Source organism: Streptomyces sp. JH34 (assembly GCF_029428875.1).
Lineage (GTDB): Bacteria > Actinomycetota > Actinomycetes > Streptomycetales > Streptomycetaceae > Streptomyces.
Map to the genome: position 1 here is coordinate 386,085 of NZ_JAJSOO010000001.1, position 12,915 is coordinate 398,999.

At 71.1% G+C, this 12,915-nt stretch carries 10 protein-coding genes and 1 pseudogene; 9 read left to right on the forward strand and 2 right to left on the reverse strand.

Annotated features, from left to right (window positions below; all coding sequences use genetic code 11):
• Nucleotides 1-468: 468 nt before the first annotated feature.
• Nucleotides 469-1,509 (reverse strand): NAD(P)-dependent alcohol dehydrogenase, encoded by a 1,041-nt coding sequence (locus tag LWJ43_RS01925; RefSeq protein ID WP_277330508.1) that lies wholly within the window; start codon nucleotides 1,507-1,509, stop codon nucleotides 469-471.
• 171 nt (nucleotides 1,510-1,680) lie between these two features.
• Between LWJ43_RS01925 and LWJ43_RS01930 the strand changes: the two genes are divergently transcribed.
• From LWJ43_RS01930 to manD, 4 genes and pseudogenes are all read left to right on the forward strand, one after another.
• Nucleotides 1,681-2,625: an MmyB family transcriptional regulator gene (locus LWJ43_RS01930; protein ID WP_277330509.1), complete on the forward strand. Its 945-nt coding sequence runs from the start codon at nucleotides 1,681-1,683 to the stop codon at nucleotides 2,623-2,625.
• 135 nt (nucleotides 2,626-2,760) lie between these two features.
• Nucleotides 2,761-3,576, forward strand: coding sequence for a FadR/GntR family transcriptional regulator (locus LWJ43_RS01935; protein ID WP_277330510.1), 816 nt, complete (start codon nucleotides 2,761-2,763; stop codon nucleotides 3,574-3,576).
• Nucleotides 3,577-4,030: 454 nt separating this feature from the next.
• A pseudogene (locus LWJ43_RS01940) lies at nucleotides 4,031-4,234 on the forward strand (carbohydrate ABC transporter permease); the annotation flags it as partial.
• Nucleotides 4,235-4,270: 36 nt separating this feature from the next.
• The gene (manD, locus tag LWJ43_RS01945) at nucleotides 4,271-5,485 is read left to right on the forward strand and encodes a D-mannonate dehydratase ManD (protein ID WP_277330511.1); all 1,215 of its coding nucleotides are present in this window, start codon (nucleotides 4,271-4,273) and stop codon (nucleotides 5,483-5,485) included.
• A gap of 105 nt (nucleotides 5,486-5,590) precedes the next feature.
• Here manD and LWJ43_RS01950 read toward each other — a convergent pair whose 3' ends face one another.
• Complete coding sequence (locus tag LWJ43_RS01950) at nucleotides 5,591-6,094, reverse strand: metallophosphoesterase family protein (RefSeq protein ID WP_277330512.1); 504 nt, start codon at nucleotides 6,092-6,094, stop codon at nucleotides 5,591-5,593.
• A 214-nt stretch (nucleotides 6,095-6,308) separates the two neighbouring features.
• Here LWJ43_RS01950 and LWJ43_RS01955 point away from each other — a divergent pair, with 214 nt between their 5' ends.
• The 5 genes from LWJ43_RS01955 (at nucleotide 6,309) to LWJ43_RS01975 (ending at nucleotide 12,723) form a co-directional block, all read left to right on the forward strand.
• Entirely contained in the window at nucleotides 6,309-8,327 is a 2,019-nt protein-coding gene (locus LWJ43_RS01955) for a GxGYxYP domain-containing protein (RefSeq protein WP_277330513.1), read from the forward strand.
• A gap of 126 nt (nucleotides 8,328-8,453) precedes the next feature.
• Nucleotides 8,454-9,110, forward strand: a complete 657-nt coding sequence (locus LWJ43_RS01960; RefSeq protein WP_277330514.1) for a hypothetical protein — start codon at nucleotides 8,454-8,456, stop codon at nucleotides 9,108-9,110.
• Between the two features lie 388 nt (nucleotides 9,111-9,498).
• Nucleotides 9,499-9,978: a DUF3618 domain-containing protein gene (locus LWJ43_RS01965; RefSeq protein WP_277330515.1), complete on the forward strand. Its 480-nt coding sequence runs from the start codon at nucleotides 9,499-9,501 to the stop codon at nucleotides 9,976-9,978.
• Nucleotides 9,979-10,481: 503 nt separating this feature from the next.
• Nucleotides 10,482-11,222 carry a class I SAM-dependent methyltransferase gene (locus LWJ43_RS01970; protein WP_277330516.1) on the forward strand — a complete coding sequence of 247 codons (741 nt, stop codon included), beginning with the start codon at nucleotides 10,482-10,484 and terminating at the stop codon, nucleotides 11,220-11,222.
• Nucleotides 11,223-11,412: 190 nt separating this feature from the next.
• Entirely contained in the window at nucleotides 11,413-12,723 is a 1,311-nt protein-coding gene (locus tag LWJ43_RS01975) for a hypothetical protein (RefSeq protein ID WP_277330517.1), read from the forward strand.
• The last annotated feature ends 192 nt before the right edge of the window (nucleotides 12,724-12,915 follow it).

Consider the following 12,915-nt stretch of genomic DNA (forward strand, 5'->3'; position numbering starts at 1 on the left):
GTGCGTCGTTACGGCGCGCACAGCGCGTAGGCGTGACGTGTTCCGTGCGGTGCCGTCGGTGTGCCGGGCGGAACTCAGGGCCCGGACCTGCTCCGGTGGCCGCGATCGCCGGCCCGGCCGTGTTCGCCGCCGCTCTGCCAGGCGCTCCTGGTTCTCATGTCGATACGGCTCCTCGTGGGGAAGTTGCCTCTTCGTCACGTTCGAGATTTCGACATGCGTCCGAAATCCTGCCGAGACGGTAGTGACGCGTGATGCGGGGTGTCAACGGTCGTGCACGGCGGGTGTTCCTCCCCCGGAGCCGGGAGCTTGACAGAGGAGGGCCGGGCGTCCGCTCCCGCACGGTGTCCGGCGAGGCGGGCAATGCCGGAACACAGCGACAGGCCGACTCGGTCACACCGAGTCGGCCTGTCAGGATTTTCGTGTCCGCCCGCCCGCCCGTCCGGCGGGCGGGCGGGCGGGCGGGGAACCTCAGATGGTCGCGGCGTCGATCACGAACCGGTACCGGACGTCACTGTTCAGTACGCGCTCGTACGCCTCGTTGATCTCCGACGCGGCGATCAGTTCGATCTCCGCACCGAATCCGTGCTCGGCACAGAAGTCCAGCATGTCCTGGGTCTCCTGGATACCGCCGATGCCGGAGCCCGAGAGCGACTTGCGTCCGCCGATCAGGGAGAAGAGGTTGACGGAGATGGGCTCCTCCGGGGCGCCGACGTTCACCAGCGCACCGTCCGTCTTGAGGAGGGACAGGTAGGCACCGAAGTCCAGCGGCGCGGACACCGTGGACAGGATGATGTCGAACGTGCCGCGCAGGGCCTCGAAGGTCTCCGGGTCGCTGGTGGCGTAGTAGTGGTCGGCGCCGAGCTTCAGGCCGTCCTCCTGCTTGCGCAGGGACTGCGAGAGGACGGTCACCTCCGCACCGAGGGCGTGCGCGATCTTGACACCCATGTGCCCGAGGCCGCCCATGCCGACGACGGCGACCTTCTTGCCGGGACCGGCGTTCCAGTGCCTGAGCGGGGAGTACGTGGTGATGCCCGCGCAGAGCAGCGGCGCGGCCTCGTCCAGGGCCAGGCCGTCGGGGATGCGGAGGGTGTACTTCTCGTCCACGACGATGTGCGTGGAGTAGCCGCCGTAGGTGGGGTCGCCGTTCTTGTCCAGGGCGTTGTAGGTGCCGGTGTTGCCCTTGGCGCAGTACTGCTCGAGACCGGCCTTGCAGTTGTCGCACTCACGACAGGAGTCGACCATGCAGCCGACGCCCACGCGATCGCCCACGGCGAACTTGGTGACGCCGGAGCCGGTCTCGGTGACGACGCCGGCGATCTCATGGCCGGGGACCATCGGGAATATGCCCTCGCCCCAGCCGTCCCGGGCCTGGTGGATGTCGGAGTGGCAGATCCCGGCGAACTTGATGTCGATCAGGACGTCGAACTCGCCGACCGCCCGACGCTCGACGGTGGTGCGCTCCAGCGGAGCCTTCGCCGAGGGGGCGGCGTACGCGGCGACAGTGGTCATGCGGAATTCTCCTAAGGAGTGGTCCTGCGCCCGGCAGGCCTTCGGTCCGGGCACGTCCTCCAGCCTGCCCCATGTCCGGGCGTCCACCCAGGCCACGGTTGTGCCTACGACCAGTGGTCCTACTACCGGCGGGGTCAGGATGGCCTGCGTACGACCGTGGATACTGGACACATGGACGAGCAGCCTGTGACCGAGCGGCGTCCCGCCGGTGATCCCGTTCCCGGCGGGAGCGCGGGGCCCGCCCTGGACCGGCGTGCCGAGCTCAGCGAGTTCCTGCGCAGCAGGCGTGCCAGGCTGAAGCCGGAGGACGTGGGTCTGCCGGACTTCGGGCGGCACCGCCGGGTCCCGGGGCTGCGCCGCGAGGAGCTGGCCCAGCTGGCCGGGGTGTCCGTGGCGTACTACACGCGTCTCGAACAGGGAAACGGCCAGAACGTCTCCGGGGAGGTGCTGGGCGCGATCGCGTCCGCGCTGAGGCTCACGGACGCGGAACAGGCCCATCTCACCCATCTCGCGAAGCCTAAGCGGCACAGGAAGAAGCCGTCGGCACGGCAGCAGCGGGTGCGCGGGGCCCTCTGCCGGCTGCTCGACACCATGGAGGGCGTTCCGGCGTACGTCGTCGGGCGGCGTTCGGAGATCCTGGCGTGGAACCGCATGGCCGCCGCGGTCTTCGGCGACTGGGAGCAACTGCCGGCGCAGGAGCGCAACTGGGCGCGACTGGTGTTCCTCGACCCGGAGTACCGGGACCTGTTCGTCGACTGGGACCAGAAGGCGTCCGACATCGTCAGTTATCTGCGGATGGACGCGGGCTGCCATCCGGACGACCCCCGCCTCTCCGCCCTGATCGGCGAGTTGTCCGTGAAGAGCGAGGAGTTCCGGCGTCTGTGGGCCAGGCACGACGTCAAGGAGAAGAGCCACGGCGTCAAGCGTCTGCACCACCCGCTGGTGGGTGAACTGTCGCTCTCGTTCGAGACGTTCGCCCTGCCCGACGACGCGGAGCAGTCGGTGGTCGCCTATCACGCGGAGCCGGGCTCCGCGTCCGCCGAGGCCCTCCGGCTGCTCGCGAGCTGGGGCACGGACGCCACCCGGGCGGGCACGTCCGCCTCCGGGCGGCAGTAGACCTCGGTCGGCGGCGTCCCCGGAGCGAGGCCGTGCGGCCTTCCGGAAACGCGGCCCGACGCCCCTCCCCGCGTGTGATCCGGCGGCGTTCCGATCGCCCGGGTACCGCCTTCCACCAGCCTGTACGCTGCGGGGATGCAGCCGTCCGCCTCTTCCTCCTCCGCGCGGTCCGGTCAGGCCGCTGCCCCCGCGCAGCGCGGGCTCCTGACGGAACGGATCGCGCGGGAACTCGAGCACGACATCCGCTCCGGCGACATTGCCGTCGGGACGAAGCTCCCCTCGGAACGCGAGCTCGCGACGCAGTTCGGCGCCAGCAGGAACGTCGTGCGCGAGGTTCTGCGCCGACTGGAGGCCCAGCATCTGATCGAGGTCGCGCCGGGCCGCGGTTCCTTCGTGCGCGAGCAGGCCCCGGGTCAGGCCAGGGGCTACGACGCCCTGTACCGGGCGGGCCGGCCCACCGTCCGGCAGCTGATCGAAGCCCGGCTTCCGCTCGAGGTCGAAACCGTGCGCCTGGCGACCGAGCACGCGACCGACGCGGACATCGAGGCGTTGAGGTCCGCGCGGGACACCCTGGAGTCGGCGAGCGACGTCGTGGTCAAGGCACGGGCCGACATGGCCTTTCACGACGCCATCGCGGAGGCGAGCAGGAACCCGGTCCTGCGGATCATGCTCTCCTCGATCAGCGGGATGATGTTCGAGATGATGCTGCGCTCCAACTCCGATCCCTCGATCGGCGAACCAGGCGTTCCGCACCACCCCGAGATCTTCGAGGCGATCGAGGCGCGCGACGCGGACCTGGCCTGTGAACGGATGCGGGAGCACCTGATGCTCGGCCTGCGCACCTACGGCAAGGACCTCGACGTCCAGGTCGACATCATGGCGCGCAACCACATCGAAGCACTGCTGGACGAGACCGGTAACCGGTACGGCGCCGGCGGGGCGGGCGAGTAACCCGGACTCCCGGGGCAGCCCTGTCCCCTCCCCCTGTCCTGGGGGAGGTGGCTCCGAGGGCCTCACACCGGATCGGTCTCGTGAAGGGGCTGTTCGACCCGTCCCTGGGCTGCTAACGTCCGTCTGGTCCAACTGGTCCTACCAGTTGGACCAATCAAGCCGGAGCTGCCCCGGAGGCCGTCACCGCCTCCGGGGGCAGCACGACGCACGACAGCGCAGAGAGACGAGGACGACGATGTCCACGAGCAGCCAGTTCCTCAGCCGGCGCTCCTTCGGCAGGCTGGCGGCAGGAGTCGCGGGAGCCGCCGGGACTGGGGCGCTCAGCGCGTGTACGACCGGGGGTGGTCGCCCCTCCGCGGACACCCCGCTGCGGATCATGGCGATCAACCACGTGTGGTCGCAGGCGATCCGGCGCCGGACGAAGGAGTTCGAGGAGCGCATGGGCCGGCGGGTGTCCATCATGTTCGCGCTGATCTTCGCCGACGACCGTACCCAGACCGTGCCGGTGACCGTCTTCAACTTCATCTCGTACGCCGGCACCGACTGGGGCGGTCTGATGGCCGCCGCGACGCTCATCACCGTCCCCGTCGTCCTGGCCGCCGTCCTCGGACAGAAGTACCTGGTGGCCGGCCTGACCTCCGGCGCCACCAAGGGCTGACCGGCCCTCACCACCGCATCCGGAAGAAAGAACTCCATGAAAATTGTCGACGCGAAGGTCCTCGTCACCAGCCCCGGCCGCAACTTCGTGACCCTCAAGCTGACGACCGACGAGGGTCTCACCGGTCTCGGCGACGCCACCCTCAACGGGCGGGAGCTGGCCGTGGTCAGCTATCTCGAGGACCATGTGGTGCCACTCCTCCTGGGTCTCGACCCGCACCGGATAGAGGACACCTGGCAGTCCCTGTACCGCGGTGCCTACTGGCGGCGGGGACCGGTCACGATGGCCGCGATCGCCGCGGTGGACGTGGCGCTGTGGGACATCAAGGCCAAGGCCGCCGGCCTCCCGCTCTACCAGCTCCTCGGCGGCGCCAGCCGGGACCGCGTGGGCACCTACGGCCACGCCGACGGACGTGACGTCCCCGAGCTCCTCGACTCGGTACGGGCCCGTCTCGCCGAGGGCTACCCCGCCGTCCGCGTGCAGTCCGGCATCCCCGGGCTGAAGGCGGTGTACGGCGTGTCGAGCACGGACGCCGACGGCTCGCCCGTGCTGCACCAGCAGGCCCGGCCGCTCGTGGAGGACTGGGACACCGACGCCTATCTCCGTCACATGCCGGACGTGCTGGAGGCGGTGCGCTCCGAGTTCGGCCCCGAACTCCCGCTCCTGCACGACGCCCACCACCGGCTCACCCCGGTCCAGGCGGCCCGCCTCGGCAAGGAACTGGAGCCGTACCACCTCTTCTGGCTCGAGGACTGCACCCCCGCGGAGAACCAGGAGGCCCTGCGCACGGTCCGCCGGCACACCACCACGCCACTGGCCATCGGCGAGGTCTTCAACACGGTGCACGACTACCAGGGCCTGATCACCGAGCAGTTGATCGACTACGTCCGTTCAGCCGTGACCCACTTCGGAGGGGTCACCCCCCTGCGCAAGCTCTTCGACTTCGCCGCGCAGTACCAGATCAAGAGCGCGATCCACGGGCCGGAGGACATCTCTCCGGTCGGCATGGCGGCCGCTGTCCACCTCGACCTGGCCGTCCACAACTTCGGTATCCAGGAGTACTCGGGACACACCCCGCTCACCGAGGAGGTGTTCCGCCACGCCTACACGTTCGAGGACGGATACCTGCACCCGGGCGAGGCGCCGGGAATCGGGGTGGACCTCGACGAGGAACTGGCGGCCGCCCACCCCTACGAAGCGGCGTACCTCCCGGTCAACCGGCTGCACGACGGGTCGGTCCACGACTGGTGACCTGCCCTGCGGCAGGAGGGTGCCCGCCGAGCGCGGTGTTCCGCACCCGCCGGCGGGCACCTTCCGACGGGCGCGACCGCACGGCCGGGGCCCGGGGTGGCTCCGTCACGTACGAGGCGGCAGACGGTGGAGCCGCACGTCGGTGAGCCGGGCGTCCGACACCTCGGCGGTCATGTACGTGCAGTACGGCTGTCGCCGCCTGTCGGTGGGCGAGCCCGGATTGAGCAGTCTCAGCCCGCCGGGAGCCGTGGTGTCCCACGGGATGTGGCTGTGGCCGAACACCAGGACGTCGAGATCGGGAAAGCGGTCCGCACACCGCTTCTCGCGCCCCTGCGCGGCGCCCGTCTCGTGAACGACGCCGAAACGCAGTCCTGCGCACTCCACTCGGGCGACCTCGGCGAGCCTGGACCGCAGTTCGGGACCGTCGTTGTTGCCGAACACACCTACGAGGCGCCGCGCCCGGGCCTCGAACAGGTCCAGGGTCGCCACGTCCACCCAGTCACCGGCGTGGAGGACGACATCGGCCTCGCCCAGCTCCGCGAGGAGGGACGGGGGCAGTCTCCTCGCCCGCCTGGGCAGGTGGGTGTCCGATGTCAGCAGCAGTCGCACAGGATCTCACTCCGGGTCCGTGGATACGGCGGCCGGCGCCATGGGCCGGTGCACGATTCTCCGTCAGCGCGGGGGCGGTCGCCACGCGGGGACACCGAAGAGGTCCTCGTGCGATTCGCGTACGCACCATGGACAACGCGACGTCCTGCCGTTACGTTCTCCGATGGTTTGACAACGATGTCACGATGCCTCTCCCAAGGAGCAGTGATCGCCGATGGTGTCCCGGAGAACCCTCTTGCAGGCAGGCGGAGCGGCCCTCGCGGCCGGCGGGCTGGGAATCTCCCTGCCGAACCAGGCCGACGCGTCCGAGATCGGCGCCGCGGCACGTCTCCTGCCGTCGTTCGGCCGTCCCGCCCACCTCGACGTCGCCGACGTCAGCTCACTCCACGGGGATGATCAACTCCTGCTGACGACACTTCAGGGAGTGGTCAACCGGCGCGCTCCACGCCTCTACTTCAACTTCGACGCCGGTGAGGTCGATCTGCGGTGGCTGCCCGGTACCGGCGCCTCGGTGACCCGTCACGGCAGCGCGCTGGATCTCGTCGCCCGCTACCGGGGCGAGACACGCGGCGCGATTCTGCACGATCCCGCCGTCCCGGACTCGGTGAACGTGGCGACGACGCTGGCCGGCCTGGAGAACGCCGTGGTCGCCACCGCCGGACAGGCCCGTGAGCACCGGCTGAGGACCGTCGCCGATCTGCGGGGCCGGTTCGACGCGGACGACGTGCTCGCCACGTACCGCTGGCAGCTGGACCACCTGTTCCCCCGCTGCACCCACGCCCTGCTGGCGGGGCTCCCGCCCACCAGGACCGTGCGGGCGGAAGGGGTGCGGTGGCGTGAGATCGCGCGGGAGACCCGGCGCGTCCGCGACGCCTCGAACCGGCAGGTCCGCACCTTCGACCTGAGCGCCGAACTCTCCGGAGGGGATGCCGTCTACCTGCGGTTCCAGGACTCGCTGCCGGACGACGGCTGGGGCGCTTCGGTCGGTTCGGTCGAGGTGACGGCCGACGGCGGCCGGGTGATCGCCTCCTTCACCCCCGGCACCCCGGCCGAGGTGCCGTACCTCTTCGACGGTTCCGGCTCGTCCGTCGGCGACAACGCCAACCGCTTCTGCGACGGCGGCGGTTCCTTCGTCTACCGCTTCGCGCCGGAGGCCGGCACCCGGCAGCTGTCGGTCGAGGTCGACGTGTGGAACCAGTTCCTCGTCTCCGCCACCACCACCGCGCCCACCAGGGTCGAGCCCTTCCCGTACTTCCGGGACTACGCCGTCGCGAGCCGGGCCATGGTGCTCTGGCTGCCTCCGTCCGGTGACACGGGCGCCCTCCTCGACGAGGTCTTCGACCGCGTCGAACCCACCACCCCCTACGCAGGGTGGTTCTCCGACGACGTGGCGGGAGAGTGGGGTGGCGTCGACCGGGCCTCCCGGCACGGCGTGGAAGTGGTGCCCGCCGACTTCTACATGAACGGCACCGTGCACGCCGGTGTACCGGCGAAGATCTCCGACAAGGTCCCGCCGAGACCGAAAGCCGCACTCCGCAACCGGGTCTACCTCACCCTGACCGTCGGCGAGGGCGACAACATCCAGTACTGCCAGCGCCGCATGCGGGACATCTGGGACGACCCGAAGAGGGGCCTCGTTCCCGTCAACTGGACCATCAGCCCGCTGCTCGCCGACATCGGGCCCGCTCTGCTGGCGTACTACAGGACGACCGCGACCGACAACGACCTGCTCATCGCGGGGCCTTCCGGTGCCGGCTACACCTACCCCGGTTCCTGGCCCGAGAGCGCCCTGGACGCCTACACCGCACTCACCGGACGCTTCCTGCGCCGCACCGGCATGGACCTCGTCTACGCCTACAACCCCCGCACCCCTACGGGCGACGGGTGGATCCCGTTCGACGAGCGCGTCGCCCGCTCGTACCGGGAGAACACCCCGCTGCGCGGCGTCATCCAGTCCTGGGAGACCGGAGACCTGCGGGCGAGACCGGCCGGGCTGCCGGTGATCGGCAACTTCTTCCCGCAGGGGAAGGCCGCGGAGTACAGGGACGGCCTGGTGCGGCACATCGAGGGCTGGGACGGCACCGCTCCCCTCTTCGTCGCCGGCGCAGTCAACGCCTGGAGCTGGACACCCGGTGACATCGCCGAGCTCTGCGACCTGCTCGGCGATCCCTTCGAAGTGGTACGGGGCGACACGTTCTTCGACCTGATGGAGCGGGCGGGCCGAAGCGCCTGATCTGGCGCCGGGGCACCGCGTGCGGACGGAGCCGGGGACTGTCGCGGACGGCCGCCCGCCACGGCCCGGTGAGGGACCGCTCAGGCGGGGCGTCCGCGTGTCGGCGCGGGGTGACAGGATGACGACGTGCTGATCGAGGGATACGACCACGCCCCGCTGGTCGCGGGCGAACGGCTGCTGTCCCGCCCGGGCTTCTGGTCGAACCACCTCATGGCGATGTGCGGCGGCGAGCCGGGCGCCCCGCGTCCCGTTCCGGAGTGGTTCGGTGATGACGGCGCGGATGTGGATGCGTTGTCGGAGACCCTCTTCGGCTCAGGGCAGTGGCCGGTCTTCCGCCTGCCCTTCGCGGACGGCCCAGGGGTCGTGGCGGTCTACCGCAACCGCGTCGGCGACCACGGCATCGACTACCTCCTCGTCCAGCCGGGCCGGAGCACCCCACGGTCCCTCGGGAGCTGGGAAGAAGACCTCTCGGGGACCGGGCTGACGTGGCACGAACTGCTCCGCATCGCCGACGGCCCGTCCCTCTCCCCCGAGGGTGTCAAGGACCCCGCAGCCCGTCTGCTCCTGCTGCTTCCCCTCCTCTCCGATCCGGACGTACCGCGGGCAGCACCGGCAAGGCTCCGCACGGCCTTGGTCTCGGCCGGTGCGCCGCAGGACACGGCCGGGGGCACGGCGGCACGCCTGCTCGCGCACCTGACGGGCAGACCGGGGCACGACCGCACATGGGCCTCGCCGCTGAGCGGCAGCCGAAGGACCGGCAACGAGCTCCCGACGGAGCTCTGACACCTCGGCCGCCTCGGCCGCCTCGTGTCCGCCCGAAGGCCCCTCGGGTGGGGTGGGTGCGGGGATGGTTCCGGGGTAGTCGAGCCGGTACAACGGCAAACACGGTTCAGCGCGGAGGCGCGAGCGCTTCGGACGGGCGGCGCCCACGCCGGCGCCCGCGAGTCGCATCGGTGTCCTGGCGTCCCAGGCTCCGATCGCGACGTGCTCACCGCTCCCACGCCGGCGCCGCCGGTGCGGGAGCGGGCCGTCCTCGTCACAGCGGTGCCTGTGACGAGGACGGCCCGGCCGGGAGGCAGGGCGGGCCCCGAGGCCGGCGCGACCCGCGCACCCGAGCCGCCGGCGACAGCGTCAAGGCCGATCCGGCCGAGACCGAGGAAAGGGCATACCGATGAAGGAAGAACCCCGAGCGGACATAGGTACTCCGGTTCCGGACGCCTCCAGCCCCGAGGAACTGCGCGAGCAGGCCGAGCGCACCCGCGATCGACTCGGGCGGACGGTCGAGGGTCTGGCCACCGAGGCCGACGTCAAGGCGCAGGTGAAGGAGAAGTCGGCCGCCGCCAGGAACCAGGCCTCGGAGAAGGCGGCCCAGGTCGCGGATCAGATACGGGGCAAGGCGGAGCAGGCCGCGGAGCTCATGAAGGACAGGACGCCCGATCCCGTCCTGGAGAAGACGGCCCGGGCCGCCGCGCAGGTACGGGAGACCGCGAGCAAGGCAGGGCAGTACGCGGCGGAGAAGGCTCCGGACCCGCTGCGCGAAAAGGCCGGCCGGACGGCGTCGGCCGCCCGGGCCAACCGCAAGCCGCTCCTCGCGGGCGGTGCGCTGCTCGCCGTCGTGCTGCTCGTGCGCCGCGCCAGGGGGCGCCGATGAGGCGTGCGCCATCGCCCACACGCCTACCGGACCCGTCCTCGGCGCCGTGGGCGGCGTGATCACGGCTTTCGTCCAGCAGGTGTGGGAGGTCTTCGAGGGCGAGGACGGTAACTCCGCCGCCAGGGACGGAGACCGTTCCCGGCGGCAGAAGCGGCCTGATGCCGCCTCCAGGGCTCCGGCCTCACGGGTGCCGGAGCCCTGGCCGCTCGCCCCGGCAGCTGGCGACGTGACACGTGACCGGCATCCGGCCGACCGACCCCGGCGTCGACGGTGGCCTCTCCCCCGGTCGGCGGACAACGGCTCGGCCGGCCGCGGGCGGCGGCCGGGTCACCCCGACAGGCAGGCGGCCGACCCGGCCGCCGGGCCACCTCGCCACCCGGAGGCCGTCCCACGGTGTGCCCGTCCGTCGGATCGCGGACCGGGTCAGGGCCGGACCGAGCTGAGAACGGGCCAGTACCTCGATCGGGTTGACCACCTCCGGCAGGCAGTGCTGGAGTCGGCACGTGGACAGCATCCCCGCCAACCGGCGGCTCTGGAACCGGATCAGCAGCGCCTACCAGCACGAGCACGACCCGCGAATCGGCGCCACACCCCGGCTGTGGGGCATGTACTCCATCCCCGACGCGCATCTGCACGCCCTGGGCGACGTCACCGGCAAGCGCGTCCTCGAACTCGGCTGCGGCGCCGGCCAGTGGTCCAGGGCGCTCGCCGCCGAGGGCGCCACCGTGGTCGGGCTCGACCTGTCCGAAGCCCAACTCGCGGCGGCCGCACGCGCGATGGGAGCGGTTCGCTACCCGCTGGTGCAAGGCGCCGCCGAACAACTTCCCTTCGCCGCCGACAGCTTCGACCTGGTGTTCTGCGACTTCGGCGGGCTCAGCTGGGCGCCCCCGCACCTGGCCGTCCCGCAGGCCGCACGCGTCTTGGCACGAGGCGGGCGCCTGGTGTTCAACGTCGCCAGCCCATGGTTCGAAGCGTGCTACGACGAAGCCGCCGGCCGAGTGACCACGACGCTGCAGCAGGACTACTTCGGGCTGAACACCATCGCCGAGGACGACGGCGCGACCAGCTATCAGCTGACCTACGGCGACTGGGTCACGGTCCTGCGCCGCGCGGGACTCGTCATCGACGACCTCATCGAGCCGCGGCCCGGACCCGGAACACCTAACGGCTACAACGAGACCGACCCACCCGACTGGGCACACCGCTGGCCGGCGGAAGCGCTCTGGGTGACCCACAGACCGTGAGTTCCGCCGCGCCGGATATCTCGCCGCCCCATGACCATGCCAACGAGTCACGGGTGATGGCACCAGGCACCGCGGCGCTGGTACGGAGGCGGGCAGAACCCGCCTGGATGCGGACATATGACTGCCGCTCAGCGGGCGGCCCGGCAGAGCGCCCGCAGCGGCCTGCCGCCTTATGGGTACGGTGCTGTCCATGCAGAACAACGGGGCGAAGCAGCAACGAGGGCACGTACTTCTGATCGCGGGAGACAGCGCCACGCGGCGCCGCACGGTCCAGGTGCTCCCGTCCAGGAACCTCGCGGCGCTGTCCATGGTTCCCGTCTCCGCCCTGCTGGACAGCAACGTGCCGAGCGACACCACCTACCTCGACGGAATCCACGACCAGAACGCCCTGCAGGTCCGGCTGCGCACAGCCGCCGCGACCCCCGGCCCGCTGCTCGTCTACCTCTCCGGCCGGCTCACCACCGACCGTCGGGGACAACAGCTCTACCTGGCCCTGTCCAGGACCACGACATCCACCGCCCGCTACACCGCGCTCCCCTGGGAATGGCTGGGCATGGAGCTGCGTACCCGCCCCCAGGGGCTCACCACCGTGGTCTTCGACCTGGCCGCGGACAAGGGGACATGGCCTCTTCTGCGGGAGTACGGGACGCTGCCCGCCTCGACGGCGGCAGAGGTGTACGGCGTCGTCACGCCGCCCGGCTTCGCCGGGGACGAAGGGGTGAGCACCTACACCCGGCACTGGATCGAGCAGCTGCGTCACGCCCCGGAGCGGCCGTCGAACTCCCGGCTGCACGCGCTCACCGTGGCCTCCGCCGCACTGCCGCCGGGGGCCCTGATCCTCCCGGGCATCCGGGAGATCACGGCGCCCGGGTACGCCTTCGGTCCCCCGGTCACGGACGAGCGGCAGGGCCTCGCGGACATGCCGGCCCCCCGGTCGGCCGTTCCCGCGCCCGCTCACGCGGGTGGCGGCCGGGCGGCCGGCCCGGCTCAGCAGACGGGCACCGTCGTCACCGCGCGAACCGCTCCGGCGCCGTCGCCCCAGCCCGGGTCCGCCCACCCGGGCTTCGCGGCACAGGACCCCCGCCCCCACATCCACGCCCTCGCACAGTCGGGCCGGCACACCGAAGCGGCTCAGATGGCACAGAGGTGGGAGCAGTACATCCTGCAGACCGACGGTTTCGACTCGCCGAAGGCCACGGAGTGGGTGGAGATCCGAGCCGACCTCGCCAAGATGTCCGGCAATTTCCTGCTCGCGACGCAACTCTGGGTCGGTGCCGGACGGACCAGGCTCGTGCACCAGTCGCCGGACGCCCCGGAAGTCCTCTCCGCCGCCCGTAGCGCCCACTACTGCTGGACCCAGCTGAAGGACGTGACCGGTGCGAGGGAGTGCGGCCCCGAACTGATCAGCCTGCTGCGGGCGCTCCCCTCGCTCGACCGCAGGCACCTGACGGTGGCACAGCAGCGTCTGGAGTACCTGCACGACGCGCCTGGCGGCAACTGACCGCACGACGACGCCCTGCCCGGGCCTCCTCGTCCCGTCGCCTCGACAGTGCGGAAGAGAGGAACCCCGGCCGCCGCACGGCTGGGGTTCCTCGAGTCGGTGAGCGCCGGTCAGCAGGTGGACGGCCCGCGTGCCGAACCGCTCGACCGCACGCCTGCGGACCGCCTCACCTCACGGTCACCGCGAACCGGG

What these genes read in the sequence shown, in the direction of transcription:
- LWJ43_RS01955 (WP_277330513.1), top strand. Translation starts at nt 6,309, where the DNA reads ATGGTGTCCCGGAGAACCCTCTTGCAGGCAGGCGGAGCGGCCCTCGCG.
- LWJ43_RS01965 (WP_277330515.1), top strand. Translation starts at nt 9,499, where the DNA reads ATGAAGGAAGAACCCCGAGCGGACATAGGTACTCCGGTTCCGGACGCC.
- LWJ43_RS01975 (WP_277330517.1), top strand. Translation starts at nt 11,413, where the DNA reads ATGCAGAACAACGGGGCGAAGCAGCAACGAGGGCACGTACTTCTGATC.
- LWJ43_RS01925 (WP_277330508.1), bottom strand. Translation starts at nt 1,509, where the DNA reads ATGACCACTGTCGCCGCGTACGCCGCCCCCTCGGCGAAGGCTCCGCTG.
- manD (WP_277330511.1), top strand. Translation starts at nt 4,271, where the DNA reads ATGAAAATTGTCGACGCGAAGGTCCTCGTCACCAGCCCCGGCCGCAAC.
- LWJ43_RS01935 (WP_277330510.1), top strand. Translation starts at nt 2,761, where the DNA reads ATGCAGCCGTCCGCCTCTTCCTCCTCCGCGCGGTCCGGTCAGGCCGCT.
- LWJ43_RS01930 (WP_277330509.1), top strand. Translation starts at nt 1,681, where the DNA reads ATGGACGAGCAGCCTGTGACCGAGCGGCGTCCCGCCGGTGATCCCGTT.